Annotated in this window: 25 protein-coding genes; 16 read left to right on the top strand and 9 right to left on the bottom strand. The window is 62.9% G+C overall.

Features of this window, described 5'->3' with window-relative positions:
* Positions 1-98 precede the first annotated feature (98 nt).
* From BC363_RS03475 to BC363_RS03465, 3 genes are all read left to right on the top strand, one after another.
* Positions 99-1,250 carry a hypothetical protein gene (locus BC363_RS03475; RefSeq protein ID WP_065786166.1) on the top strand — a complete coding sequence of 384 codons (1,152 nt, stop codon included), beginning with the start codon at positions 99-101 and terminating at the stop codon, positions 1,248-1,250.
* A 393-nt stretch (positions 1,251-1,643) separates the two neighbouring features.
* On the top strand, positions 1,644-2,348 hold the full coding sequence (locus tag BC363_RS03470; protein WP_065793281.1) for a GntR family transcriptional regulator: 705 nt from the start codon (positions 1,644-1,646) through the stop codon (positions 2,346-2,348).
* A 130-nt stretch (positions 2,349-2,478) separates the two neighbouring features.
* Positions 2,479-3,441 (top strand): dihydrodipicolinate synthase family protein, encoded by a 963-nt coding sequence (locus BC363_RS03465; RefSeq protein ID WP_065786168.1) that lies wholly within the window; start codon positions 2,479-2,481, stop codon positions 3,439-3,441.
* A 169-nt stretch (positions 3,442-3,610) separates the two neighbouring features.
* On the opposite strand, the gene BC363_RS03460 is transcribed toward BC363_RS03465, so the two are convergent.
* A complete protein-coding gene (locus BC363_RS03460) occupies positions 3,611-4,249 on the bottom strand; it encodes a TetR/AcrR family transcriptional regulator (protein ID WP_065786169.1) in 639 nt (212 codons plus the stop codon).
* Positions 4,250-4,376: 127 nt separating this feature from the next.
* Between BC363_RS03460 and BC363_RS03455 the strand changes: the two genes are divergently transcribed.
* A complete protein-coding gene (locus BC363_RS03455) occupies positions 4,377-5,123 on the top strand; it encodes an NIPSNAP family protein (protein ID WP_065786170.1) in 747 nt (248 codons plus the stop codon).
* Positions 5,124-5,347: 224 nt separating this feature from the next.
* Here the strand turns inward: BC363_RS03455 and BC363_RS03450 are convergent, their stop codons facing one another.
* Positions 5,348-6,385: an Ldh family oxidoreductase gene (locus BC363_RS03450; protein WP_065786171.1), complete on the bottom strand. Its 1,038-nt coding sequence runs from the start codon at positions 6,383-6,385 to the stop codon at positions 5,348-5,350.
* A 156-nt stretch (positions 6,386-6,541) separates the two neighbouring features.
* On the opposite strand from BC363_RS03450, the gene BC363_RS03445 reads away from it, so the two are divergent.
* The 8 genes from BC363_RS03445 to BC363_RS03410 all read left to right on the top strand — a co-directional run bounded on the left by BC363_RS03445 (position 6,542) and on the right by BC363_RS03410 (position 15,146).
* Positions 6,542-8,059, top strand: coding sequence for an aldehyde dehydrogenase (NADP(+)) (locus tag BC363_RS03445; protein WP_065786172.1), 1,518 nt, complete (start codon positions 6,542-6,544; stop codon positions 8,057-8,059).
* 181 nt (positions 8,060-8,240) lie between these two features.
* Positions 8,241-9,047 carry a transporter substrate-binding domain-containing protein gene (locus BC363_RS03440; protein ID WP_065786173.1) on the top strand — a complete coding sequence of 269 codons (807 nt, stop codon included), beginning with the start codon at positions 8,241-8,243 and terminating at the stop codon, positions 9,045-9,047.
* Between the two features lie 72 nt (positions 9,048-9,119).
* Positions 9,120-9,785 (top strand): amino acid ABC transporter permease, encoded by a 666-nt coding sequence (locus BC363_RS03435; RefSeq protein WP_065786174.1) that lies wholly within the window; start codon positions 9,120-9,122, stop codon positions 9,783-9,785.
* Positions 9,786-9,797: 12 nt separating this feature from the next.
* Positions 9,798-10,451: an amino acid ABC transporter permease gene (locus tag BC363_RS03430; RefSeq protein ID WP_065786175.1), complete on the top strand. Its 654-nt coding sequence runs from the start codon at positions 9,798-9,800 to the stop codon at positions 10,449-10,451.
* Positions 10,444-11,166, top strand: a complete 723-nt coding sequence (locus BC363_RS03425; RefSeq protein ID WP_065786176.1) for an amino acid ABC transporter ATP-binding protein — start codon at positions 10,444-10,446, stop codon at positions 11,164-11,166. The genes BC363_RS03430 and BC363_RS03425 overlap by 8 nt, the downstream gene beginning before the upstream one ends.
* 7 nt (positions 11,167-11,173) lie before the next feature.
* On the top strand, positions 11,174-12,424 hold the full coding sequence (locus tag BC363_RS03420) for an FAD-binding oxidoreductase (protein WP_065786177.1): 1,251 nt from the start codon (positions 11,174-11,176) through the stop codon (positions 12,422-12,424).
* 14 nt (positions 12,425-12,438) lie between these two features.
* On the top strand, positions 12,439-13,440 hold the full coding sequence (locus BC363_RS03415; protein WP_065786178.1) for a 4-hydroxyproline epimerase: 1,002 nt from the start codon (positions 12,439-12,441) through the stop codon (positions 13,438-13,440).
* Positions 13,437-15,146, top strand: a complete 1,710-nt coding sequence (locus tag BC363_RS03410; RefSeq protein ID WP_065786179.1) for an aconitase X — start codon at positions 13,437-13,439, stop codon at positions 15,144-15,146. The genes BC363_RS03415 and BC363_RS03410 overlap by 4 nt, the downstream gene beginning before the upstream one ends.
* Positions 15,147-15,258: 112 nt before the next feature.
* On the opposite strand, the gene BC363_RS03405 is transcribed toward BC363_RS03410, so the two are convergent.
* Entirely contained in the window at positions 15,259-15,624 is a 366-nt protein-coding gene (locus BC363_RS03405) for a hypothetical protein (RefSeq protein WP_065786180.1), read from the bottom strand.
* A gap of 251 nt (positions 15,625-15,875) precedes the next feature.
* Here BC363_RS03405 and BC363_RS34120 point away from each other — a divergent pair, with 251 nt between their 5' ends.
* The gene (locus BC363_RS34120; RefSeq protein ID WP_141690210.1) at positions 15,876-16,109 is read left to right on the top strand and encodes a hypothetical protein; all 234 of its coding nucleotides are present in this window, start codon (positions 15,876-15,878) and stop codon (positions 16,107-16,109) included.
* A gap of 276 nt (positions 16,110-16,385) precedes the next feature.
* On the opposite strand, the gene BC363_RS03400 is transcribed toward BC363_RS34120, so the two are convergent.
* From BC363_RS03400 to BC363_RS03380, 5 genes are read right to left on the bottom strand one after another with little or no spacing between them, the layout of a single operon-like run.
* Positions 16,386-17,243 carry a transporter substrate-binding domain-containing protein gene (locus BC363_RS03400; protein WP_065786181.1) on the bottom strand — a complete coding sequence of 286 codons (858 nt, stop codon included), beginning with the start codon at positions 17,241-17,243 and terminating at the stop codon, positions 16,386-16,388.
* Positions 17,244-17,281: 38 nt separating this feature from the next.
* The gene (locus tag BC363_RS03395; protein WP_065786182.1) at positions 17,282-18,064 is read right to left on the bottom strand and encodes an ATP-binding cassette domain-containing protein; all 783 of its coding nucleotides are present in this window, start codon (positions 18,062-18,064) and stop codon (positions 17,282-17,284) included.
* Positions 18,061-18,786, bottom strand: coding sequence for an ABC transporter permease (locus BC363_RS03390; RefSeq protein ID WP_065786183.1), 726 nt, complete (start codon positions 18,784-18,786; stop codon positions 18,061-18,063). The genes BC363_RS03395 and BC363_RS03390 overlap by 4 nt, the downstream gene beginning before the upstream one ends.
* Positions 18,786-19,505, bottom strand: coding sequence for an ABC transporter permease subunit (locus tag BC363_RS03385; protein WP_065786184.1), 720 nt, complete (start codon positions 19,503-19,505; stop codon positions 18,786-18,788). The genes BC363_RS03390 and BC363_RS03385 overlap by 1 nt, the downstream gene beginning before the upstream one ends.
* A complete protein-coding gene (locus BC363_RS03380; protein WP_065786185.1) occupies positions 19,502-20,953 on the bottom strand; it encodes a M20 family metallopeptidase in 1,452 nt (483 codons plus the stop codon). Before BC363_RS03380 ends, BC363_RS03385 begins: the two co-directional genes overlap by 4 nt.
* Positions 20,954-21,133: 180 nt before the next feature.
* Here BC363_RS03380 and BC363_RS03375 point away from each other — a divergent pair, with 180 nt between their 5' ends.
* Positions 21,134-21,811 carry a GntR family transcriptional regulator gene (locus tag BC363_RS03375; protein ID WP_065786234.1) on the top strand — a complete coding sequence of 226 codons (678 nt, stop codon included), beginning with the start codon at positions 21,134-21,136 and terminating at the stop codon, positions 21,809-21,811.
* A 207-nt stretch (positions 21,812-22,018) separates the two neighbouring features.
* Complete coding sequence (locus tag BC363_RS03370; protein WP_065793279.1) at positions 22,019-22,210, top strand: hypothetical protein; 192 nt, start codon at positions 22,019-22,021, stop codon at positions 22,208-22,210.
* Positions 22,211-22,277: 67 nt separating this feature from the next.
* Here the strand turns inward: BC363_RS03370 and BC363_RS03365 are convergent, their stop codons facing one another.
* Complete coding sequence (locus BC363_RS03365) at positions 22,278-23,750, bottom strand: PLP-dependent aminotransferase family protein (RefSeq protein ID WP_065786186.1); 1,473 nt, start codon at positions 23,748-23,750, stop codon at positions 22,278-22,280.
* Positions 23,751-23,903: 153 nt separating this feature from the next.
* Here BC363_RS03365 and tauA point away from each other — a divergent pair, with 153 nt between their 5' ends.
* Positions 23,904-24,923, top strand: coding sequence for a taurine ABC transporter substrate-binding protein (tauA, locus tag BC363_RS03360; protein ID WP_065786187.1), 1,020 nt, complete (start codon positions 23,904-23,906; stop codon positions 24,921-24,923).
* Positions 24,924-24,998 lie beyond the last annotated feature (75 nt).

The following is a 24,998-nucleotide window of genomic DNA, read 5'->3' as shown; positions in this document are numbered from 1 at the left end:
TTGCCTCACGTCGTCACTTGCGCAGCTGTCACTCCATCCGGATCACCGCCGCGTCGATGGCCGACAGCTCTCGAAAACCATCATCACAGAAGCCGCCCATGTCCCGTATCAAAAAGAGGGTCGTACTGCATTTTCCCGGCTTTGAGCCCTTTGACGCCGAGGCACACCGCTTGCGTTACGCACGTTCTGCCCAACAGAGCGCCGAGGTATGGGACTTTAAGTCCGATATCGGGCCCTTGGTGAGCACGGGCGCTGCGGCGCATTTCGATGTCGATTGCGCCGGGTCGGATTGGCAGACGTCAAGCCGCATCCATCTCTTCGATCACGACGTGCTCGTCGACACCCTGAGCCGCCGGTCATTCGTTCGACGGCTGGCCGGGGGTTTTGCGAGCGCGCTGCATGTGGCGTTCAACGGCGGGCTCTGGGGTTACTTTCGCCACGCTTGGCGCTTCGCGCTGTTTTCCCTATTCCCCTTCCTGATGGCGAGCCTGATGACGGCAGCCACCCTCGTCGTCGCGTTCTTGCCAAACTGGCTGAACCTATCCAGCTGGAACCTGCTGTGGAGCCTGCCGCTTGCGGGTCTTCTGATGCAACGGTTCCTGCTGCCACTGGCCAGCAAGTTCCATACGCTGCATCTGTTTGCCGACTGGGAAATGGCCGTTGCGTTGGCGCGGCTGGATCGGCCCGAATTCAACCGGTGGCTCGACAGCTGTGTGAATGCTGCCCGCGAGGCGTTCAACGAAGAGGCGGACGAGTATCTGATCAGCTCGCACAGCATGGGCTCCAGCGTCGCCGCGCATGTCATCGGCATGCTGCTGGAGCGGCAGCCGGATATTCTGGCTGGCAAGCGGGTGGTCTTCGCAACACTTGGCGGCGCGATCCTGCAGTGTGCGCTGATGAGGCCGGCGCAGGCTCTTCGGGCCCGCGTCGGGGCAATCGCGCGCGCCAGGGAGATCTTCTGGTTCGAGGTCCATTGCCTGACAGATGTCGTCAACTTCTACAAGACGCGTGTCGTAACCCTGTCCGGGCATTCGAGGGAAAAACAGCCGCCCATCGCCTATATCAAGGTGAAACATCTGCTTTCGCCTGACCGCTACCGCAGGATCAGGCGCAACTTCCTGCGCGTTCATCGGCAATATGTGCTCGGCCCGGACGTTCGTGCATCCTTCGATTTTACCCTGATGACCGCAGGCCCGTTGCCTGCCGCGGCATTCGCGGATTTTTCGCGAACAAACATGCCGACGCTTTGATCCGAGGCCGGTGAAGGTCTACGGCCGGGCGCCTGCAGACGGGATGGGAACGCCGGAAGAGTTCGACGGCAACCACGATCGAAGGCGCATTGCGGTGGCTGGCAAGAATATCGCCGATCGTGTCGATCGTCCTTGCGGAAGTCTGATCGCGCTTACTGCATAATTCCTTAAATCGGAATCGATTTAAGGACGAAATTATGCAGCAACTCAAAGTGTTACAGCGACCTTTGCGCGTCTAAATAGACGCGCGGCGCTGTAAAGTGCCGCCCGTGCCGGTCATTGCCAAACGACGCCAATTTCCGGGAAACGACGCGATCCAAACCAGTGTCTATGCAGAGTTGATCCGACGCGCGGCGAGAAGTATTCATGGTGTCGACAAAAGGATTCTTGCAAATGACCGATACCGATTCCAGCCCGACACTCGAACGCAAGCGCGGTTCCGGCGTGAAGATGGTCTACGACCTCCTGCGCGACGAGATCCTCGACCTGGTGCTGCCGCCCGGCAGCCCGATCGATGAAGTACAGCTGGCCGAGCGCTTGAAGATGTCGCGCACGCCGATCCGCGAGGCGCTGGTGCGTCTCGCTGGCGAAGGGCTGATCGACACGCTGCCGAACCGCTCGACGATGGTGGCGAACATCGACTTCCTCAACCTGAACCCCTTCTTCGACGCGCTGGTGCTGATGTACCGTGTCACCACCCGGTTGGCGGCACAGAACCACAGGCCGGAAGATCTTTCTGTCATCCGCGGCTTCCATGAGGACTATGCGGCGGCCGTCGTGACGCGCGACGCGCTGGCGATGATCGCCACCAATGCCGCCTTTCACGCGGCCATCGCCGAAGCCGGTCGCAACCCCTATTTCACCAGCCTGTTCCGCCGATTGCTGGACGAAGGGCGCCGAATTCTCCGCCTCTATTATCAGTCCTACGAGGAACAATTCCCGCAGCGCTTCGTCGATGAACACGCGGCAATCATCGCCGCGATCGAGGCCCGCGACGTCGAGACCGCCGACCGTCTTGGCAAGGCACATGCCGAGCAGATCGTAGCGCAGGTGCAGAAGCTTTTTGCCCGCAACAGCAAGCTCGACATCGCCCTGTAGCGCCACTTGTATTTTTCTTGTCGACAAATAAAATACAAACAGCTATTGTCCTGATCAAAGGCATGGGAGACGTGCGCTGGCGACAGCGCGCAGGCCTCATGTCCTCGTGACAAGCCAAGAGGAGTTTCAAATGAAGGCGAAGATTTTCTCCGGCGTCATCCCCGCGCTGATGACCCCCTGCAAGGACGACCGCAGCCCCGATTTCGACGCGCTGGTGCGCAAGGGCCAGGAGCTGATTGCCCAGGGCATGTCCGCCGTCGTTTACTGCGGCTCGATGGGTGACTGGCCGCTCCTGACCGATGCGCAGCGCATGGAAGGCGTCGAGCGCCTGGTCAAGGCCGGCATCCCGGTCATCGTCGGCACCGGCGCCGTCAACACCGCTTCCGCCGTCGCCCATGCGGCTCACGCCCAGAAGGTCGGCGCCCAGGGTCTCATGGTCATCCCGCGCGTGCTTTCGCGTGGCTCGGTCGTCGCCGCCCAGAAGAACCACTTCAAGGCCATCCTCTCGGCCGCTCCGGACCTGCCGGCTGTCATCTACAACAGCCCCTACTACGGCTTTGCCACCCGCGCCGACCTGTTCTTCGCCCTGCGCGCCGAACATCCGAACCTCGTCGGCTTCAAGGAATTCGGCGGAGCCGCCGACATGCGCTATGCGGCCGAGAACATCACCAGCCGTGACGATGGCGTCTCGCTGATGATCGGCGTCGACACGGCCGTGTTCCACGGCTTCGTCAATTGCGGTGCGACCGGCGCGATCACCGGCATCGGCTGCGTGCTGCCGAAGGAAGTCATCCACATGTGCAACCTGTCGCGGGCAGCCGCCGAAGGCGATGTCGATGCACGCCTGCGCGCGCTGGAACTGGAACAGGCACTCGCCGTGCTCTCCTCCTTCGACGAAGGCCCGGACCTGGTCCTCTACTTCAAGCACATGATGGTGCTGAAGGGCGACAAGGAATACACGTTGCACTTCAACGAGACCGACGTGCTCTCGGACAGCCAGCGCGGCTATGTCGAAGCCCAGTTCAAGCTGTTCAACACCTGGTACGCCGAGTGGAGCAAGCTTCCGGGCGCAGTGCAGACATACAAGGCCTAATCATTGGTTGACCGCGCGCTAGAAAGAAGGCCCTCCCGTCCGGGAGGGTCCTTAGCTAAAGTGTGGAATTTTAGGTGAAGCTCCTGCCGAACCCCCTACGCCGCAAGGACTTAGGGGGTTCTTTTTGCTTAAATTTTTGAAGGAAGCGAGAACCAGCGTCTGTTCGGCCCTAAAGTTCGTGTCCCAGCGACGTCTGAGTTCGAATGATCGACGTTAGCTGCTCGGCACAGATCTTCAGGGGTGTCACGGACTGGGATGCCTTCGCCATCGCCATCGCACCGGAATAGGTTGCCACGACCAGGGTTGCCATAGCCTCAGAATCGAAGTCGCGAACGGGAGCCGCACGAAGGTCGGCCCGCAGCTTTTCGGCGATGGCGGTCCTCCAGCGTATGAAGATCGCCTCGATCGCGGCTTGGAAATCCTCGTCCTCACGCGACAGTTCAAGTGCGAGATTGTTCAGCGGGCAGCCCGAGACGGCCCCCTTCCGCTCCAGTTCGGAAATGATGGCTGCGAACACCGCCTGGATTCCATCGGCCGTTGTAGTGGCAAGATTGACTGGCGTGATCCACGTCAGCTCGACGGCTTCCGCAACACGATCCTGAATAACAGCAAGACCGAGGGCCTTCTTGGTGGGGAAGTGATGGGCGAGCGCGCCCCCCGTGACGTCCGCATCGCGTTTCAGGTCATGCAGGCCACTGGAATGGTAGCCGCGGGTCGAGAATGCCGCGTAGGCCGCATCCACAAGCCGCTGCCTTAGTCCTTCGGGATCGTTCACGCGCCTATGCGACGAGGTAGGTCGTTCCGACATGGGTCCTTCCTTTCCTCCGCGTTATAGCAGGTTGACAAAACAGGACAACTGTCCTGTAGTCAAAACGGGACGGTTGTCCTGTTTTGTAGAGGGGATGCACATGACGTCAATCACAATGGACAAATCAATGCCGCAGGCTGCGCACGATAGAACCAACTCGATCATTGAGCTGCGGCGGTATCGGCTTCGACCGGAAGCCAGGGAGACTTTGATCGACCTGTTCGACCGGGAGTTCGTCGACCCCCAGGAAGCACAGGGAATGAGCGTAATGGGACAATTCCGCGACCTTGATGATCCCAACAGCTTCGTATGGCTGAGAGGCTTTCGCGACATGCCGTCTCGCGCAGCGGCGCTGAACTCGTTCTATACCGGTCCGGTGTGGGCCGCTCACCGCGACCAGGCGAACGGTACGATGATCAATTCGGACAACGTTCTGCTCCTGCGGCCCGCATCGGCCGATGTCGGCTTTGCACCGTTGCGCACGATGCGCCCCGCGTTTGGCGCGGCGGATGTACGGCACGGTCTTGTGGTTGCGACAATCTGCTATCTCGCGCCACGCACGGACGACGAGTTTGCCGGATTCTTTGAAGCCGTTGTCAAGCCGCATCTGCAGCAAGCCTCGGCCACAGTGTTGGCCGCTCTGGTCACCGAGCAGAGCCCGAACACTTTCCCCAGGCTGCCTGTCCGCGAAGGCGAGACAGTTTTCGTCTGGTTCTCCGCTTTCCCCAGTTTGGCAGCGTACGAGACCCACCTGGCAGAGCTTGCGCGCTCCGAGACCTGGGCGACGGAGGTCGTTTCGGAGATGGAGCAGCGGACGTGGAGGCAGAACGAAGTGCTGCGCCTAACGCCAACGGCGCGATCACTGCTGCCGTGATCGCATTGTGCCGGACAGCGCATTGGCTGGTCTTCTTGCGAGGGTCGTAGAGATCTCCTGGCGGCTGCTACCGGATGCCCGTTCGATAAACCCGAACATCAGCAGAATCTGAAAATGTGGAACCAGAGCAACCTGGTTCCACATTTTGGTCGACGCCAGGCCCTCCGCGAGGGCCTTTCGTTTCGCCGAATGCCAGAAGGGACTGGATGCCCCGGGCTCAATTCTTACGCCACGGCATCCAGCCCAAGCGCGTAGAGCCGGTCGAGCTGCTCCATCTCCGCCTTGTTAAGGACGACGCCCTCGGCTTCCGACTTGGCGCGCGCCACGAAGCGCCGCTGCGAGGGAAGACGGGCGCCCTGGCCGACGATCGCTTCGAACAGCATCTCGGCACGTGCGAACGGGTCGCCCGGCCGTCCGGCGGCGAATTTCGCCGGCGAAAACGCGATTATCAACTCGCCATGGAACGGCGCCAGCGTCGTGGTGCCGAGATAATCGAGCACTTCAGGGCTCGTCAGGTCGCCGATCATGATGCCTGCGAGAAGTTCGACCATCGTACCGATCGCCGAGCCCTTGTGTCCGCCGAACGGCAGCATGGCGCCGGCAAGCGCCGCTTCCGGATCGGTCGTCGGATTACCCTCAGCATCGATCGCCCAGCCCTCCGGCAGCGGCTTGCCTGCGCGGCGGTGCAGCTCGATCTCGCCGCGCGCCGCAACAGAAGTGGCGAAATCGAAGACATAGGGTGGCTTGCCTTCGCGCGGCCAGCCGAAGGCGAAGGGGTTGGTGCCGAGCAGCGGCTTGTTGCCGCCCGTCGGCGCCACGGTTGCATAGCTCGGGCACATCACCAGGCCGGCAAGCCCCTCTCCGGTCAGCCCTTCAACTTCGGGCCAAAGCGCCGAGAAGTGGGTGCAGTCGTTGATGACAAGGGCGGCAATGCCGAGGGAACGCGCCCGTTCGGCGAGCACCGGCAGGCCAAGCTCGAAAGCCGGGTTGGCGAAACCACCCTTGGCGTTCACCTTGACGATGGCCGAACCTTCCTGCCGATCCACTTCAGGCACCGCGTCCGGCTTCACCTTACCGGCCTTCACTGTCCGCAGTGCCCCTTCGATGCGGTAGACGCCGTGCGATTTGCAGGCATCGCGCTCGCCGGCGACGATCACGCGCGCGAGCGCTCCAGCCTGAACGCCATTGAGCCCCGCCTTGCGGAAGATCGCCTCGACGCGCTCATAAAGCGCTCCGATCGTCAAGGTGTTGGTCTCGCTCATCTCTCTCCCTCTCAAAATCCGCGCCTGATCCCGATAGGCCAGTCAGGCGATTGATGTTCTGCATACATATAGTATACAAAGAACCGACAAGTGCAATTCAGCCATGACCCCCTCTGCCACAAAAGGCAATGCGGGATCGAGAGAAAGGATCGGCAGATGACCTTCACCCCCAAAGGAAAACACTTGGTTGCAGGCGAATGGCTCGACGGTGTCGGCACCTTCGCATCGACGCCTGCCCACGGTCCGGTCCATCAGTTTGCCGCCGGGACGGTAGAACTGGTCAATCGCGCTGCCGAAGCCGCCGAAGAGGCTTTCCTGAGCTACGGCTATTCGACGCGGGCCGAGCGCGCCGCATTCCTGCGTGCCATCGCCGACGAGATCGAGGCGCGCGCTGAGGCGATCACCGAGATCGGCAGCCAGGAAACCGGCCTGCCCGAGGCGCGGCTGCAGGGTGAACGCGGTCGCACCACCGGCCAGCTGCGGCTTTTCGCCGACCATATCGAGAAGGGCGAGTATCTCGATCGTCGTTTCGATGCAGCCCTGCCCGAGCGCCAGCCGGCGCCCCGTCCGGAGATCCGGCTGATCCAGCGGCCGATCGGCCCGGTAGCCGTCTTCGGCGCCTCGAACTTCCCGCTCGCCTTCTCGACGGCCGGCGGCGACACGGCAGCGGCGCTCGCCGCCGGCTGCCCGGTAGTGGTCAAGGGCCATTCGGCGCATCCCGGCACCGGTGAGATCGTCGCTGAGGCGATCGAAGCCGCCATTCGCAAGACCGGCGTTCACCCGGGCGTCTTTTCGCTGATCCAGGGCGGCAGCCGTGACGTCGGCCACGCACTCGTCAAGCACCCGCTGATCAAGGCCGTCGGCTTCACCGGCTCGCTGGCCGGCGGACGGGCGCTCTTCGATCTGTGCGCCGCCCGTCCCGAACCGATCCCGTTCTTCGGCGAACTCGGTTCGGTCAACCCGATGTTTCTGCTGCCCGAAGCGCTCGGCGCCCGCGCTGAAACACTGGGCCAGGGCTGGGCCGGATCGCTGACCATGGGCGCCGGCCAGTTCTGCACCAATCCCGGCATCGCCGTTGTCATCGATGGCGCTGCCGCCGACCGCTTCACGGCGGCTGCCGTCGAAGCTTTGGGTAAAGTCGCGCCGCAGACGATGCTGACCGACGGCATCGCCAAGGCCTATCACGACGGACAGGCGCGCTTCGAAAGCCGCAACGCCGTCAAGCCGCTGCTCACCACCCAATCCTCCGGCCGCGCCGTCTCCCCGAACCTGTTCGAGACAACGGGTGAGCAGTTCCTCGCCGATCACGCGCTTGGCGAAGAGGTCTTCGGACCGCTCGGCCTTGTCGTCCGCGTCGGCTCGACGAGCGAAATGGAGCAGCTTGCCCGCGGCTTCGAAGGCCAGCTGACCACCACCATCCACATGGATGAGGGCGATCTCGAAACGGCCCGCGGTCTGCGCCCGATCCTCGAGCGCAAGGCCGGCCGCGTGCTCGTCAACGGCTTCCCTACTGGCGTCGAAGTGGTGGATTCGATGGTTCATGGCGGACCCTATCCGGCCTCGACCAACTTTGGCGCAACCAGCGTCGGGACCCTGTCCATCCGGCGCTTCCTGCGTCCGGTCGCCTACCAGAACATGCCGGAAGCCCTGCTGCCCGAGGATTTCCAGGGCTAAGGACGCGACAGATCGCTTCGCAGGGGACCCGTTTGGCGAAACAAATGGGAACCCTGCGGGCGTTTCGCGTTCGGATGATATACTTTTTGTATACTAATTGTATTTTTCTGTTGATTTACGCTCTCCAACGCGGAATAGTGTGTCAGCCGTCAAACGGCACATCACTTCAGGGAGAGAGATAATGAAAACCTCGATGCTCGCGCTCGGCCTCGTTGCCGCCACCGCTCTGACCAGCCCGGCCCATGCCGACAAGCTGGATGATATCATCGGCTCGGGTACGCTGCGTTGCGCAGTGGTTCTCGACTTCCCGCCGATGGGTTCTCGCGACGAGAACAACAATCCGGTCGGCTTCGACGTCGACTACTGCAACGACCTGGCAAAGGCGCTTGGCGTCACGGCCGAGATCGTCGAGACCCCCTTCCCCGAGCGCATTCCCGCGCTGATGTCCGGACGCGTCGACGTCGGCGTCGCTTCGACCTCCGACACGCTGGAGCGCGCCAAGACCGTCGGCATGACCGTTCCTTACTTCGCCTTCGAAATGGCCGTTACCGCCAATGACAAGACCGGCATCAAGTCCTTCGAGGACATGAAGGGCAAGGTTGTCGGCGCCACCGCCGGCACCTTTGAAGCCATCGCTCTGGAAAAGCAGGTCAAGGAATGGGGTGCGGGCGAATTCCGTCCTTACCAGACGCAGGCTGACGTGTTCCTCGCCCTCAGCCAGGGCCAGATCGACGCAACCGTATCGACCTCGACCGTGGCGCAGGCCAATGTCAAGACCGGCAAGTTCGCCGGCATCTCGGTCGTCGGCAAGGCGCCGTTCGACACCGACTACGTGGCTCTCTTCACCAACCGCGAAGAGTACGGCCTCATCAACTATCTCAACCTCTTCATCAACCAGCAGGTCCGCACCGGCCGCTATGCCGAACTCTACGAAAAGTGGGTCGGCGGCGAGCTGCCTTCGCTGGCGGTGAACGGCGTCTACCGCTAAACTGTCCGTTTCTCTGACGGCGCGAGGCAAACGCCTCGCGCCGTTACTCATTTTCGTAAAGGTGAGACGGCAATGTTCAATTACACCTTCCACTGGAACCAGGCGCTGAAAGCATTGCCGCAAATGCTTGACGGCGCGCTGATCACGCTGCAGATCGCGCTGCTGTCGATGCTCATCGGCGTGGCTTGCGCGCTCGCCCTGACGGGGTTTCGCCTGTCCGGCAACCGCGTCCTCAGCGGCTTTGCCACCACCTGGATCGAGATCGCGCGTAACACGCCCGCGCTGTTCCAGATCTACATGGCCCATTTCGGCCTCGGCAATTTCGGCATCCATCTGAGCCCCTACACGGCGCTGCTCGTCGGCATTGCCTTCAACAATGCGGGTTATCTGGCCGAAAACTTCCGCGGCGCCCTGAAAGCGATACCGGATACGCAGACCCGTGCCGGCCGTTCGCTCGGCATGACGGCGCTGCAGGCCTTCCGGTTCATCGTTCTGCCGCAGATGCTGCGTGTCGCCTTCCTGCCGACGACCAACCAGATGGTCTGGGCAATCCTAATGACCTCGCTCGGCGTCACCGTGGGCATGAACACCGACCTTGCCGGCGTCACCCAGGAACTGAACGCCCGGTCGTTCCGCACCTTCGAATTCTTCGCCCTGGCCGCCGTGATCTACTACGTGATCGCCAAGGCCGTGACCCTAGCTGCCCGAGCAATCGCCTCGCGCATGTTCCGCTACTGAGAGAGGTGAGAGATGTTCAATACCGCCCTCACCTGGAGTGATCTCGCCTTCCTGGCACAGGGTGCGGCGATGACGCTCGCCGTCACCGCCGTCTCCGTTACCGCCGGTACGTTGCTCGGCATCCTCTTTGGGGTGATCCGCGTTCAGGCCGGCACCTATTGGTCCGTGCCGCTGACCTTCGTGCTCGACGTGTTTCGCTCCGTTCCGCTCCTGATCCAGCTCGTGCTGGCCAATGCCTTCCAGTCCATCGCCAAACTGGGCTGGGGTCCGTTTTCGACCTCCTGCGTGGTGCTGTCGCTCTACACGGCCGCCTATTGCACCGAGATCGTGCGCGGCGGCATCTCGTCCGTGCCGGCAACCACACGCCGCGCGTCGCGGTCGCTCGGCATGACCTGGTGGCAGGACATGCGTTACATCGTGGCGCCGCTCGCCACCCGCGTTTCGCTTCCGTCCTGGATCGGCCTCACGCTCGGCGTCATGAAGGATTCCGCGCTCGTGCTCTGGCTCGGCCTGATCGAGCTTCTGCGCGCCTCGCAGATCCTCGTCACCCGCCTGCAGGAACCGCTTTTCATTCTTCTGATCTGCGGTGCAATCTATTTCCTCATCAGCTTCCCCATCGCCCGGCTTGGTGGGTATCTCGAAAAACGGTGGTCCCCCAATGATTGAGATTGAAAACGTCCGCAAATCCTTCGGTACGCTGGAAGTTCTGAAAGGCATCGACCTCACCGTGAAGAAGGGTGAAGTCGTCACCGTCATCGGCGGTTCCGGTTCCGGAAAATCGACCCTGCTCACCTGCATCAACGGACTTGAGCCGATCGATTCCGGTCGGATCAAGATCGACGGCACAGAAGTCCATGCCAAGAGCACGGACCTCAACAAGCTGCGTAGCAAGGTCGGTATCGTGTTCCAGCAGTGGAACGCCTTCCCGCACCTGACCGTGCTTGAAAACGTCATGCTCGCTCCGCGCAAGGTGCTTGGCCTGTCCAAGCAGGCTGCCGAGGAGGTCGCCGTCAAGCAGTTGACCCATGTGGGTCTCGGCGAAAAGCTGTCGGTCTATCCCAACCGGATGTCGGGCGGCCAGCAGCAGCGCATGGCGATTGCCCGCGCACTCGCCATGTCGCCGGAATACATGCTGTTCGACGAAGTGACCTCGGCGCTCGACCCGCAGCTCGTCGGCGAAGTGCTCGACACGCTGCGCATGCTCGCCTCCGAAGGCATGACGATGATCTGCGTCACGCACGAGATGAAGTTCGCCCGCGAGGTATCCGACCGTGTGGCCTTCTTCCACAAGGGCGTGATGGCCGAGATCGCCCCGCCGGAGGCGCTATTCGGTGCACCGAAGGATCCGGAACTGCAGAAGTTCCTGGCAGCGACGCATTGAGCCGACCATGAAGGAAGCAGCTCAGCCTGATGTCATCGTCATCGGCGCCGGCGTTGTCGGCCTTTCCGCCGCGATTGCGGCTCAGGCACGGGGGTTTTCGGTCACCGTGCTCGACCGCGAAGGCCCGGCGGCCGGAGCCTCGGCGGGAAATGCCGGGGCCTTCGCCTTCACCGACATCCTGCCGCTTGCTTCGCCCGGCATCCTGAAGAAGGCGCCGAAATGGTTGCTCGATCCGCTCGGGCCGCTGAGCGTCCCGCCCGCCTACGCGCTGCAGATCGCGCCGTGGATGTTCCGCTTCTGGCGCGCCTGCTCGCCGAAGCGGGTGGCGCATTCGACGGCCGCTCAGACTGCGATGATGGACCTCTCCAAGGTCGAGCTGGAGCCGTTCCTTGCCGCAACAGGCACCCTGCCGATGCTGCGCAAGGAGGGCAATCTTCAGGTTTATGAAAGCAACGCCGAGCTCAAGGCTTCGCTGCCCGGATGGAAGGCACGCGCGGAACACGGCATCGCCTTCCAGCATCTCGATGCCGCCGCGATGGCCGAAATCCAGCCGGGTCTCGCGCCGCGCTTCACCCATGGCACGTTTACGCCGGGTTGGTACTCGATCGCCGACCCAAAGTTATACACCCTCGCACTCGCCGAGCATTTCCGCGCCAGAGGCGGCGTGATCGAGCGCGCCGAGGTAACTGCTCTTGCGCCCGTCGATGGCGGCGTCGAGATCCGAACGACAAGCGGCAACACCCGGCGGGCGGCCCAGGTCGTGCTCGCGGCCGGTGCCTTCTCCCACCGGATTGCCAAGTCTCTCGGCGAAAGCATCCCGCTCGAAACCGAGCGCGGCTACAATACCACCCTGCCGGCAGACGCCTTCGACCTGCGCACGCAGGTTACCTTCGGCGGCCATGGCTTCGTCGTCACGCGCCTGTCGACCGGCATCCGTGTCGGCGGCGCGGTGGAGCTCGGCGGGTTGACGCTGCCGCCGAACTACCGCCGGTCCGAGGCCATGCTGCAGAAGGCGCGCGCCTTCCTGCCGGGGCTCAAGCCCGAGGGCGGAGTGCAGTGGATGGGCTTCCGCCCGTCGCTGCCCGACAGCCTTCCGGCAATCGGCCAGGCCCGCGCCACACCGCGGGTGATCTACGCATTCGGTCACGGCCATCTCGGCCTGACCCAATCGGCGGGCACCGCCAGGCTTGTCGCGGATCTGCTGACCAGCCAGGCGCCAACGATTGACATCGCCCCCTTCTCGCCTCAACGGTTCTGACAGAGGTTTCGACCATGGCCACCTACACCTTCTCCTGCATTGACGGGCACACCTGCGGCAATCCCGTCCGCCTCGTTTCCGGCGGCGGTCCTCGTCTGGAGGGCGCCAACATGCTGGAAAAACGCGCCCATTTCCTCAGGGAATTCGATTGGATCCGCACTGGCCTGATGTTCGAGCCGCGCGGGCATGACATGATGTCCGGCTCGATCCTCTATCCCCCGACGCGGCCCGACTGCGATGTCGCCGTGCTGTTCATCGAGACCTCCGGCTGCCTGCCGATGTGCGGCCACGGTACGATCGGCACGATCACCATGGCGATCGAGAACGGCCTGATCACGCCGCGCGAGCCCGGCAAGCTGTCGATCGACGCGCCGGCCGGCAAGGTCGACATCAGCTATCGCCAGGAGGGCCGCTTCGTCGAGGAAGTGCGCCTGACCAACGTTCCCGGCTTCCTCTATGCCGAAGGCCTGAGCGCCGAAGTCGAGGGCCTCGGCGAGATCGTCGTCGACGTCGCCTATGGCGGCAACTTCTACGCCATCGTCGAGCCGCAGAAGAACTTCCGCGACATGGCCGACCACACGGCCGGCGAGCTGATCGGCTGGAGCCCGAAACTGCGCGCCGCCCTGAACGCGAAATACGAGTTCGTCCATCCCGAGCATCCGGAGATCAAGGGGCTGAGCCACATCCAGTGGACCGGCAAGCCGACGCAGGCAGAGGCTCATGCCCGCAACGCCGTGTTCTACGGTGAGAAGGCGATCGACCGCTCGCCCTGCGGCACCGGTACCTCGGCGCGGATGGCGCAGCTCGCCGCCAAGGGCAAGCTGAAGGTCGGCGACGAATTCGTCCATGAATCGATCATCGGCTCGCTGTTCAAGGGCCGGGTCGAGGCGGCGACCAAGGTCGCCGACCGCGATGCCATCATCCCCTCCATCGCCGGATGGGCGCGCATGACCGGCATCAACACGATCTTCATCGACGATCGCGACCCCTTTGCCCACGGCTTCGTCGTAAAATGAAAAATCCGATCTCCGCTCGCAGCATCCTTGGCGGCACGGCCGAGGGACCAATCATTGCAGCACCGGAAGCGCTGAGCTTCTGGGGTGGCGTCGATCCGGCTACCGGAGCGGTGATCGATGTGCACCACCCGCTGCACGGGACCTGCCTGACAGGCAGCATCCTGATGATACCGTCGAGCCGGGGCTCATGCACCGGCTCCGGCGTGCTGCTCGATCTGGCGCTGACCGGCCGTGCGCCGGCAGCACTTATCTTTTCCGAGGCCGAGGACGTGCTGACCCTCGGCGCGCTGATTGCAGCCGAGATGTTCGGCAAACCGCTGCCCGTCGTGCGCCTCTCGCCGGATGCCTTCGCAGCACTCGCCAAGGCGAAGACTGCGCGCATAAGCGATACGGCGATCGAGGCCGATGGCCTGACGATCCCGATCGCGCCGTTCGCCACCGCGGCGCTCGATCTTGATGAAGCGGACCTCGCCATGCTGGATGGCCGCGACGGCGTTGCGGTCGAGGTCGCCATGCGCATCATCTGCGCCATGGCAGCGCAGCAGGGCGCGACGCGGCTCGTCGACGTGACCCAGGGCCACATCGACGGCTGCATCTACGCAAGCCCCGCCAACCTGACCTTCGCCGAGAAAATGGCTGACATGGGTGCGCGGGTCCGGTTACCGACGACGATGAATGCCATTTCCGTCGACCGCGCAAACTGGCAGGCGCAGGGTGTGCCGGCTGCTTTCGGCGACCCGGCGGCGCGGCTCGCCGACGCCTATGTCCGCATGGGCTGCCGACCGACCTTCACCTGTTCGCCCTATCTGCTCGACAGCGCGCCGCAGGCCGGTGAGGCGGTCGCATGGGCGGAATCCAACGCCGTCATCTATGCCAATACGGTGCTCGGCGCCCGTACCGCGAAGCACCCGGATTTCCTTGACCTCTGCATCGCGCTGACCGGCCGTGCACCGCTCTCCGGCGTCTATCTCGACGAACACCGCAAGGCCCGCCGCATCATCGACGTGGATCTGCCAGTTGGGGTGGACGACGCTTTCTGGCCGCTGATCGGCTATCTCACCGGACGTGCCGCGCCCGATCGCATTCCTCTGTTGCGTGGCCTCGCCGCTGCAAAGCCTTCGTCCGATGACCTGAAGGCGCTCTGCGCCGCCTTCGGCACCACATCGGCGGCGCCTATGCTGCATATCGAAGGCGTGACCTCGGAGGCCGAAGGTGCGGCAACAACCGAGACTGACACCGTATCAATCACCCGCGCGGAGATGGCCGCCGCCTGGACGGTCTTGAACGAGGGACCGGAGGGCGTGGACCTGGTTGCCATCGGCAGCCCCCATGCGTCGCTCAACGAGTGTCGAGCCTTGGCCGCCGCGTTTGCCGGTCGCACACGGCACAAGGACGTCGCTGTCATCGTCACGGCGGGCCGTGAGGTGATTGCCGCTGCCCGCACCGAAGGCGTACTTGCCGAACTGGAGGCAAGCGGCATTCAGGTCTTGCCCGACCTCTGTTGGTGCTCGATCTCGGAACCGGTTTTCCCGACGCGAACCCGCGCGCTGATGACAAATTCCGGCAAATATGCCCATTACGGCCCCGGCCTCTCCGGGCGTGTGGTGCGCTTTGGAAACCTTGCGGATTGCGTGACGGCGGCGCTGGCCGGTCGCGTACCTGCGCGGCTGCCGGACTGGCTCTCCCCGGCAGGGCGCCCCGCATAATTCCTTAAATCGGAATCGATTTCAGGGCAAAATTATGCAGCAACTCAAAGTGCTGCAGCGCTGCGCGTCTAAACAGACGCGCAGCGCTGTAACGGCAGCCGCGAACACGCGCCTACAGATCAGCGGCGCGATCAACAAGGGTTTGGAACAACACGTTTGCAGCCTCTTGGGGCGTCGAAGCCGCAAACCAGACCGGATCGGTCGTCAGGACGGCATGCTCCCTTCTGGAGGCGGTTCCGGATGCCTCGCACTCGTAGACGCCGCAGGCACGGCGCTGCTCGCGATTGAGCGCGATTTCGAGAATGCCCGAAGGCCGCGCGCCCGGCGCATCGAAAATCTGCAGGACGTAACCGCGGAACCCGGCTCTGCCACCGTTGAAGTCGATCTCATCGAGAACGGACGGGCAGAGTTCCTCCTGCCCCACCGGAATAGGCCGTGTCCAGAACGGCCCCTGGTCGCCTTGATCTGCGCTCAGCATCTCACTCGCCTTCGTTCCCTCGGGGTCGCAAGCTTAACACTTGATCAGTGCGAGTTCAGCCGACCCAAAATAGAATGAGGCCGGACACTGCGACATGCTGGGTTGCAAGGCGTGCCAGTTCAGAGTCAGGATCGGGATAGTGCCTACCCTGCTCCGGCTGCTGCGGGCAGTAGAGCATGCGACAAGCGTCACAAGGCCGATGCGGGCCTATGCGATTGTTTACCGTGCCCCAGCAACATGAGGTTGGAACAATGCGCAGATTGCTCAGCGGACTTTCAGTCATTGCATTCATGGGAATTACGATCGGCATCGGCGCCATGGATCCCGCCGCAGCGGGAAACACGGCCCAAGAACAGTCAACGCGCAATGCCGATACGTCGGGGAAAACCGCAATTGCACCCGCAAGAAACAAGCGCTCCACCGCTGTCGTCAACCACCCTCCTCCCAGGAACGGAGCCTATTACAAGGGCATATTCCGCAACTGATGATGGCGCGCTGTGGCCGATGCTTCCTGTGGTCGCGTCAGGCGGCGTGGTTCTCATCGGTCTGCCAAGCTGACCCTTCGGCGGCTCCGCATCGCTGATCGGACGGGCGACAAATACCGCTGCGAAACTGCAGGCTTGATTGGCGCAAGTCCCAGCCGAGCGTTTTCCGTCGGGTCGATCGGGTCGGGGGTGCGGGCCTTCCCCCTGTAACGCAAGCTGGATGCCGCCGCGTTTTTGCGCGGCGACGTCCAGTGAAAGGGCGAGAAGCCGGATGGTCTATCGCGGCGTGACGTCGAAGCCGAACCACTTTTCCGAAAGCGTCTTGATCGTGCCGTCCGCCTTGGCGGCGGCGATCGCTTCGTTGAACAGGGCCTTCAGCTCCGGATCGGTCTTGCGCAGGCCGACGGAGCTGCCGCGACCGAGAAAGCCGCCCTGGAACCGCGGTCCGGTGGTGGTCATGTCCTCATTGCCCGGCTTTTCGGCAGCCGTCGTCAGATAGGCCATCGAGGCCATCACCAGGTCGACGCGGCCGGCGGCAAGATCGAGATCGTGTTCCTCGGTGGTCTTGTATTCGCGCACTTCGACCACGCCCTTCAGATACTTGTCGACGAAGGCGGCACCCGTCGAGGCGATCTGGACGCCGATCGTCTTGCCTTCGAGCAGCGGCTTCAGTTTCTCGATCTCGGCGATAGCACCTGCCTCGTTCGAAGCGAGCGAAAACACCACGCCCTTTTCAGGCAGTGCTGCGAGCGGACCCGACTTCGATGTTGCGAAGGCCTGGCCTGTCGAGCCGTAGGAATCGCTGAAGTCGATGACCTGTTCGCGCTTGGCCGTTGCCGACATGCCGGAAATGATCGCATCGAACTTGCCGGCGTTCAGCGCCGGGATCATGCCATCAAAATTCTGGACGTTGATCTCGCATTCGACCTTCATGTGGGCGCAGAGATATTTGCTGAGCTCGATCTCATAGCCGTCAAGCGTGCCGTCGGGCTTGGTGAAATTGTAAGGCTTGAAGCCGCCTTCGGTGGCGATCGTCACATGCGTCCATGCCTTGTTTTCCGCCTGCGCGCCGCTGGCGGCGAACAGCACCGTCGCCAGGCACAAAGCCTTCATTGCCGATTTCGTATAGTTCATGCGTAGTTCCCCTTTTTTGAGTGGTTAGAGCCGGCGGTTCACGCTTTGATGAACCGCCGGAAGCGTTCGGATTTGGCGTTGCCGAAGACTTCGTCCGGTCGACCGTCTTCCTCGATCTGACCCTGGTGAAGAAAAATGACCCGGTTCGAGACATCGCGGGCGAAACCCATCTCATGGGTCACGACCAGCATCGTGCGCCCCTCTTCGGCGAGCGCGCGCATGACGCGCAGCACCTCGCCGACGAGTTCCGGATCAAGCGCGGATGTCGGCTCGTCAAACAGCATCACGGCCGGACGCATCGCCAGCGCCCGGGCGATTGCCGCGCGCTGTTGCTGGCCGCCGGAGAGGTGCGCCGGATAATGATTGCGCTTGGCCGCGATCCCGACCTTGGCAAGAAGCGCTTCGGCTTCCTCGATGCACTCGGTGCGAGGGCGCTTCTGCACGTGGATCGGCGCCTCGATGACGTTTTCCAGCACCGTCTTGTGAGACCAGAGGTTGAAGCTCTGGAACACCATGCCGAGGCGCGAGCGGATGCGATCCACCTGGGCGCGATCCCTCGGACGGCTCTTGCCGTTTGCGGCCGCAAGCATCTCGATGGTTTCGCCGGCAACCGTAACTTCGCCGCGATCCGGCGTTTCGAGCATGTTGATGCAGCGAAGCAGCGTCGACTTGCCCGAGCCGGACGAACCGAGAATGGAAACGACCTCGCCTTCGCGCGCATCGAGCGAGATGCCCTTCAGGACCTCGATCGGGCCGAAGCTCTTGTGGATGTCCCGGACGCTGATGGCGACGGGCGCAATGGACGACGCGGGCGAACTCAATGCGCTTCTCCTTCGATGATGGCGGGCAACACCGCGACCGGCTGCCTGAGATGCGGGCTCAGCCGGAACTCGACGAACTGCACCAGGCGGGTGAGCAGGAAGTTGATGGTGAGGTAGATGGCACCGGCGACGACGAACACTTCGATCGCGCGATAGCTCTCGGAGATGATGCGCGCCGCAACGCCGGTCACTTCCATCAGGGTGATGATCGACGCCAATGACGTTGCCTTGACCATCGAGATCATCTCGTTGCCGTAACCGGGCAGTGCCTGCCTGACGCCGAGCGGCGTCGTGATGCGCCGGAAGATCATGAAGCGCGACATGCCGCATGCCCTTGCGGCTTCGACCTGGCCGAAGGGCACCGAAAGCAGGCCGCCGCGGATGATCTCGCTGGCATAGGCGGCGGTGTTCAGCGCAAGCGCCAGCACCGCGCACCAGTATGGCTCCCGGAGCACGGGCCAAAGCAGGCTGTGGCGGATGGCGGGAAACTGGCTGAGGCCATAATAGATGATGAAGATCTGGACGAGCAGCGGCGTGCCGCGGAAGACGAAGACATAGGCCTGCGCCAGCCAGCGCAGCGGAGCGATGGCTGAAAACCGGGCGACGGCGATGCCAACCGCCAGGATCGCGCCAAGGGCGATCGAGTTTGCCGCCAGCAACAGCGTCAGGGGAACAGCCGAAACGAGACTGACAAAGGTCTCCTGAAGGAAGGTCCAGTCCATCAGCTTCTCCTCACGCCGCGGCTGAAATGACGCTCGGCCCGGTGCAGGACGGCGCTCGATACCGTCGAAATCGCGAGATAGATGCCGCCGGCAATCAGGTAGAAATCGAAGGGCAGGCCGGTGGAGCCGGCGGCGATCTGCGCCTGGCGCAGCAATTCGGCCACACCGGTGATCGAGACGAGCGCGCTCTCCTTGAGCACCACCTGCCAGACGTTGCCGAGGCCCGGCAGCGCGTGCCTCAGGGTCAAAGGCGCGACGATGCGCCTGAAGCGGAGCCACCGCGGCATGCCGCAGGCGATCGCGGCCTCTATCTCTCCGGGATGCACTGCCCTGAACGCGCCACGGAAGACCTCGGTATGCTGCGCGCCGGAGGTGATCCCGACCGCCAGCGTACCGGCAAGGAACCCGGGAAAGCCGATAAAGCCTTCGGCGCCGAAAAGGTGCCCGATGGCCGTGATTGCGGCGGAGCCGCCGAAATAGAGCAGATAGATCACCAGCAGATCGGGAATGCCGCGCAGCACCGTCGTGTAGACGTCGGCAACGAGGCGCGTTCCTGCCCCGCCCCGGACCTTGGCCCAGGCGCCGAGCACGCCGATGACGGCACCGGTCGCGTAGCCCGACAGCGCGATCAGGATCGTCATCGTGGCGCCGGCAAGGAGGATATTTCCCCAGCCGCCGGGGCCGAAACTTAAGAGTTCGAAGATACCGGGTTGGGTCACAACGCCTGAACTCCCTGTTCGGCGGACCCGGCCGCGCGCGAAGGAAGAGGCGGGTTCACACCATCAGGAATGGGGTTGACGAAGGGCGTTCCGTCGAGGCGACTGCGATGATCCGCCTTGGCGGCCGCCACCAGCTCCGCATCCGACATCAGGTCGATGGCAAGGCTCGCCATGGCCTTGGCCGCATGCGCCATGCCCTTGTGTGCGGCCGGCAGTTTCCCTTGCGCGACCAGTTGCCAGGAATGGCCCGGCGTGCCGATCGCATAGGTCGCACCACGCATCTGCACCGTCGGAACGACCCAGCTCACCGTCCCGACATCGGTGGAGCCGACGATGCTGCCGTCACCGCCATAGAGCGGGTAGATCATGTCGCACAGCGGCTGTTCCTTGCGCTGAGAGAGACCGAAACGCGCATAGGACGCGGCGATATCGTCGGGCGAATAGGTTGCCTGAAATTTTCGCGCCGTCTCCAGGTCGGCGGCATCGAAGGCGGCCGGCCCAAGATGTTCGAGGCAAGTGTGGAGCCGTGCCTCCAGCGGGCCATTGCCGACGAGATTGGCATCGCCGCTGATCACCTCATGGCGCACGCTGGTCTCCGTCATCAGTGCCGCACCCTCGGCGATCTTCTTGACGCGCTCGATCAGGCCGAGCAACTCCGGCAATGTGCGGGCACGGATGAGATAGCGCACGGTGGCCCGGGCCTGCACGACATTCGGCGCATCGCCACCGGCATCGGTGATCGCATAGTGGACGCGGGCGCTCGATGGCATGTGTTCGCGCATGTAGTTGACGCCGACGTTCATCAGCTCGACGGCATCGAGCGCGCTGCGGCCGAGATGCGGCGTCGCCGAGGCGTGAGAGGCGCGACCGGAGAAGTGGAAGTTGATCTCGTTGCAGGCAAGCGAGATCGGATTGTTGACGCCGGAAAAGGCGGCCGGATGCCAGGAAATGGCGATGTCGACATCGTCGAAGGCGCCGGCCCGCACCATGAAGCCCTTCGACGAGCCGCCCTCTTCGGCGGGGCAACCGTAGTAGCGCACCCGCCCTTTCAGGCCGTTCGCCTTGAGGTAATCCTTGACGGCGGCAGCGGCGAGCATCGAGCCGGAGCCGAGCAGATTGTGGCCGCAACCGTGGCCGTTGCCGCTGGGAACGACCGGCCGCTCTTCGGCAAGACCGGCGACCTGGCTCAAGCCCGGCAGCGCATCGAATTCGCCGAGGATGGCGATCACCGGGCCGCCTTCGCCCGCCTCACCCATCAGAGCCGTCGGCAGGCCGGCGACATTGCGCTCGATGCGAAATCCCTCCGCCTCGAGCAGGCGGGCATGTTCGCTGGAGGATCGAAACTCCTCGTAATTGGTCTCGGGACTGTCCCAAACGCGGTCGCTGAGTTCGAAGAATGCCGGGCTCTTTTCTTCGACGATCGACCATACGCGTTCCGTATTCTTCATTGGCGTTTAGCGTCCCATATGCGATAGTTACCAAAATTGGCGCCAATTTAGGATACAAAAATAAATTGCGCAATGGGCGGCGATGGATATTTTCGGTATCCGTCGCAGGCTGAAAAACAGACGATCGCGGATGCGAACGAAGCAGGCCCGCAAGACCTGCCGGCAATCGAGCAAACAGGAATGTCCATGACCGAAATGCAAAGCGTGACCGAGACTGCGGCCAAGGAGCGGGATGTTACTGATCTCGTTCTCGAGGACATTCTGACCGGGGTGCTGCCGGCCGGTACCTGGCTCAAGCAAATCGATCTCGAAAAGCGGTACGATTGCACCCGCCCGGAGGTTCGCCGGGCTCTCGACCGGCTGTCGCAAAAGCGGCTGGTCGAACACGTGCCCAACCGCGGCTATCACGTCTATCTGCCGGACGGCCGACGCGCGCAGGAAGTCAGCGATATCCGCGTCATCCTCGAAACCGCGGTGGCCAACCTGATGGTGGAACGCGCCACGCCCGAAAGCATCGCCAGGCTGCGCGCACTCGCCAACCATTTCGATGAGATGACCATGGTCGGCACGGTGCTGGAGCATTACGAGGCGAACCTCGCCTTTCATCGCGAACTGCTGCTTCTGTCCGGCAACAACGAGCTTGTGGACCTCGTCTCCGAAATCCGCCAACGCACCTCATCGGCACCGGTCTCGCAGTGGCGCACAAGAGCCCGCGTCGAGCGGTCCGCACGCGAACACCATATGATGGTCGATGCGCTCGAAGCCCACGATATCGCCGGCCTCAAACGCCTGATCGAGGCGCACATCCGTCAGACCGGGGATGTCGCGCCCGCTGAAAGCGCTGCCCGCCAGGCATGACACCCAGTTCCTTCTACAGCGCCGCGCGCCTATTTAGACGCGCAAAGGTCGCTGTAACACTTTGAGTTGCTGCATAATTTTGTCCTTAAATCGATTCTGATTTAAGGAATTATGCAGTAGGGGAAAAACTGCCGAATTCCCCTGATTTCTCAGAGTTGTGACGGAGTCGTGCAGGACCTAAGCTTGAGCCGAAACTGAGGTTCGGCCATGACAGACATACGCAATCCGCCTGTAACCGATATCGTAGAGATGCGTGAGGCACTGACGGAGTGGTGCACCCAGAACAACTGCACCCAATCGGATCCCCCCGCCAACAGGATCGCGCTTCGGATTTTCGACGTCGCCAGCGGGAAGAAGCTCAATCGCGCCGAGATCCTGGCTCTCCTGTCAAACGGGTAGCACGCGTTCAAACCGTCGCCTTCCTGCCCTGCCGCAGCCGCCGATCGTCCACATAAGCGAGAGCCTTTCAGGACTGCGCCATCCTGCTTGCCGTCAGCTTGACGCCTTCGGCAATTCGGTCTCTGCCGATCGACGAGTATCCCATGCGGAAGAAGCGGCAGCTTTCCTCATCGGTCGGGAAGAACGGCGATCCGGACTCGATCAGAACTCCGTCTTCCCGCAAGTCGGTCATCAGCTTGTCGGCATCGAGACCGTCGGGACCCTCGATCCAGAAGGAGGTTCCGCCGAACGCCGCCGATCCGGCGATCTTCAGTCCGTTGGCGTTGAGCGCGTCTGCCATCACCCGGTGACGCAAATGGTACTCCTCCCGCATCCTGTGAAGCACGGCGTCGTAGTGGCCGAGCGCCAGAAAATAGGCGGCCGTCCGCTGCAGGTGCCCGGGTGGGTGGCGCAGCATCAGGGCGCGCAGTGCCCGCGCCTCCCGGATGACCTGCGCCGGCGCGACGAGATAGCCAAGCCGCAGACCGGGGAAAAGCGACTTCGAAAAGCTGCCGATGTAAAACACCCGCCCGTTTCTGTCGAAGGCCTTCAGCGCCGGTGACGGCGGCGCCAGGAAGCTCATTTCGAACTCGTAATCGTCCTCGATGATGACGAAGTCCCTGCTTGACGCGGCTTCGAGCAGCGCGACGCGGCGATCCATGGGCATCGTCGCGCCCGTAGGGGAATGATGGCTCGGCGTCACGAACACGGCATCGACCTGCTCAGGCAGGCTGGCCGGCGGCAGCCCGCCGTCGTCGACATCGAGCACCGTGACCTTTGCGCCGCTCAGCCGCAGCGAGGCGCTCATATCCGGATGGCAGGGATTTTCGCAGACGGCATGGGAGCCGCGCCGAAGCAACAATTGAATGACGATCCAGAGCGCATTTTGCGCCCCCACTGTCACCAGGATCTCGTCGGGATTGGCGCGGATACCGCGCCCCGGCAGCGTGCGCGAACAGATGTAGTTCACCAGTTGCACGTCATCCGACGCAGCGAAATCGCCGGCCATCAGCTCAAAATCTTCGCGCGCCAGCGCCCGCCGGGCGCAGTCTCGCCAGGCGGTGAGATCGAAGAGCGACGGATCCATCTGGCCATAGAGGAAAGGATAGGGATAACGCCGCCAATCAAGCGGTTTGTGCATCTGCTTGGCCACGCGAAAGGTCGAGCGCAGCTTCGCCGACCAATCCACGGCTTCAGCATCCGGCAACGCCACATCCGCATCGAGAACATTGAACGGCGGCTTGTCGGCGACCCGGTAGCTGCTGCGGTCGGCCGCGTCGAGATAGCCCTGGGTCGCCAGCTCCTGATAGGCCAGCGTGACGGTGAGGCGCGAGATGTTGAGATAGACTGCAAGCTTGCGGGTCGACGGAAGCTGGGCGCCGGGCGGCAACCGCCCTGACAGCACGGCGGAGACGACCGTCTCCCGGATCTGCGCCTGCAGGCTCGTGCGGCTCGACCGGTCGACGAAGAACACGGTTTCCGGAACAGAGATGCGCGCCAAATCCGATCCCCCACGATCAAAACTGGACTTATCTAACTTTCAATCTGGCTATAAAGCAAACGGGAAAGCTGCTTTATCCCTTATGGTCGAAAATGAGATCGGCATAACAGTCGACAGATCCCGAAAAACGGGGTCGGAACCAGAGGGAAACAAATGTTCTATTCCAACGCCTTGAAAACCATGGCGGGGGCAGCCACGATTGCGGCCGGCCTCCTGACCTCCAGCCTCGCCCGCGCCGAGACCAATGTAATCATCGGCTATCAGCAGATCGTCGGTCCGTTCATTGCCGCCATCGCCGACGGCCGTTTCGACGCAGCCGCAAAAGAGGCGGGCTACCTCGTCGACTGGCGGCAGTTCAGCTCCGGCGGTGACATCTCGACGGCACTTGCATCGGGCAACGTCCCGATCGGCGTCATCGGCTCGACCGGCACAACGGCGGCGGCGACGCGCGGCGTCGACCTCGAATTGTTCTGGATCCTCGACAACATCGGCAAGTCGGAAGCGCTTGTCGCCCGCGAAGGCTCGGGCATCGAGAAGCCGGAAGATCTGGTCGGCCGCTCCGTCGGCGTCCCCTTCGTGTCGACCTCGCATTTCCATCTGCTCGTCGGTCTTGAGCAGGTCTGGAAGGTCGATCCGCGCGAAGTCAACATTCTGAACATGAAGCCGCCGCAGATCGTCGCAGCCTGGCAGCGCGGCGATATCGATGCCGCCTATGTCTGGCCACCGGCCCTGTCGGAACTCTTAAAGACCGGCAAGGTGATCTCCGATTCCGAGGCGATCGGCGCGGCGAGCGTCCCGACCTTCGACGGACTGGTCGTCGACAAGAAATGGGCGGTCGAAAATCCGAAGTTCATGGCCGCCTTCACCAAGGTGCTGGCCGAAGCCTACGCCGACTACAAGGCAAACGGCGCGAGCTGGACGGCGGACTCCGCACCGGTCCAGAACATCGTCAAGCTCATCGGCGGCGATGGTGCCGGCACCGTCGAGGCCCTGAACCTCTTGTCCTTCCCGACGGCTGAGGAGCAGGCCTCCGAAACCTGGCTCGGCGGCGGCGCAGTGCGCGCGCTGTCGGAAAGCGCAAAATTCCTTGCCGACCAGAAGCAGATCGACAAGGCGCTCGACGACTACGCGCCTTACGTCAACAGCGCCTACGCGAAAGAGGCTTCGAAGTAGCCGACGCCCGCTCCTGACCGCCGGTCGGTCAGGAGCGCCGCCAACGCAACTCAACAGCCATTTTTCGAAAGGCCT

Source organism: Ensifer sp. LC384, from assembly GCF_001695865.1.
Taxonomy (GTDB): domain Bacteria; phylum Pseudomonadota; class Alphaproteobacteria; order Rhizobiales; family Rhizobiaceae; genus Ensifer.
This window is presented reverse-complemented; position numbering and strand designations above follow the sequence as displayed.

Coding starts and splice junctions, on each gene's coding strand:
- BC363_RS03440 (WP_065786173.1), top strand. CDS start 8,241: ATGAAAACCTCGATGCTCGCGCTCGGCCTCGTTGCCGCCACCGCTCTG.
- BC363_RS03390 (WP_065786183.1), bottom strand. CDS start 18,786: ATGGACTGGACCTTCCTTCAGGAGACCTTTGTCAGTCTCGTTTCGGCT.
- BC363_RS03375 (WP_065786234.1), top strand. CDS start 21,134: ATGTCCATGACCGAAATGCAAAGCGTGACCGAGACTGCGGCCAAGGAG.
- BC363_RS03455 (WP_065786170.1), top strand. CDS start 4,377: ATGCCGCAGGCTGCGCACGATAGAACCAACTCGATCATTGAGCTGCGG.
- BC363_RS03415 (WP_065786178.1), top strand. CDS start 12,439: ATGGCCACCTACACCTTCTCCTGCATTGACGGGCACACCTGCGGCAAT.
- BC363_RS03405 (WP_065786180.1), bottom strand. CDS start 15,624: ATGCTGAGCGCAGATCAAGGCGACCAGGGGCCGTTCTGGACACGGCCT.
- tauA (WP_065786187.1), top strand. CDS start 23,904: ATGTTCTATTCCAACGCCTTGAAAACCATGGCGGGGGCAGCCACGATT.
- BC363_RS03470 (WP_065793281.1), top strand. CDS start 1,644: ATGACCGATACCGATTCCAGCCCGACACTCGAACGCAAGCGCGGTTCC.
- BC363_RS34120 (WP_141690210.1), top strand. CDS start 15,876: ATGCGCAGATTGCTCAGCGGACTTTCAGTCATTGCATTCATGGGAATT.
- BC363_RS03425 (WP_065786176.1), top strand. CDS start 10,444: ATGATTGAGATTGAAAACGTCCGCAAATCCTTCGGTACGCTGGAAGTT.
- BC363_RS03370 (WP_065793279.1), top strand. CDS start 22,019: ATGACAGACATACGCAATCCGCCTGTAACCGATATCGTAGAGATGCGT.
- BC363_RS03410 (WP_065786179.1), top strand. CDS start 13,437: ATGAAAAATCCGATCTCCGCTCGCAGCATCCTTGGCGGCACGGCCGAG.
- BC363_RS03465 (WP_065786168.1), top strand. CDS start 2,479: ATGAAGGCGAAGATTTTCTCCGGCGTCATCCCCGCGCTGATGACCCCC.
- BC363_RS03430 (WP_065786175.1), top strand. CDS start 9,798: ATGTTCAATACCGCCCTCACCTGGAGTGATCTCGCCTTCCTGGCACAG.
- BC363_RS03445 (WP_065786172.1), top strand. CDS start 6,542: ATGACCTTCACCCCCAAAGGAAAACACTTGGTTGCAGGCGAATGGCTC.
- BC363_RS03400 (WP_065786181.1), bottom strand. CDS start 17,243: ATGAACTATACGAAATCGGCAATGAAGGCTTTGTGCCTGGCGACGGTG.
- BC363_RS03450 (WP_065786171.1), bottom strand. CDS start 6,385: ATGAGCGAGACCAACACCTTGACGATCGGAGCGCTTTATGAGCGCGTC.
- BC363_RS03460 (WP_065786169.1), bottom strand. CDS start 4,249: ATGTCGGAACGACCTACCTCGTCGCATAGGCGCGTGAACGATCCCGAA.
- BC363_RS03475 (WP_065786166.1), top strand. CDS start 99: ATGTCCCGTATCAAAAAGAGGGTCGTACTGCATTTTCCCGGCTTTGAG.
- BC363_RS03420 (WP_065786177.1), top strand. CDS start 11,174: ATGAAGGAAGCAGCTCAGCCTGATGTCATCGTCATCGGCGCCGGCGTT.
- BC363_RS03380 (WP_065786185.1), bottom strand. CDS start 20,953: ATGAAGAATACGGAACGCGTATGGTCGATCGTCGAAGAAAAGAGCCCG.
- BC363_RS03435 (WP_065786174.1), top strand. CDS start 9,120: ATGTTCAATTACACCTTCCACTGGAACCAGGCGCTGAAAGCATTGCCG.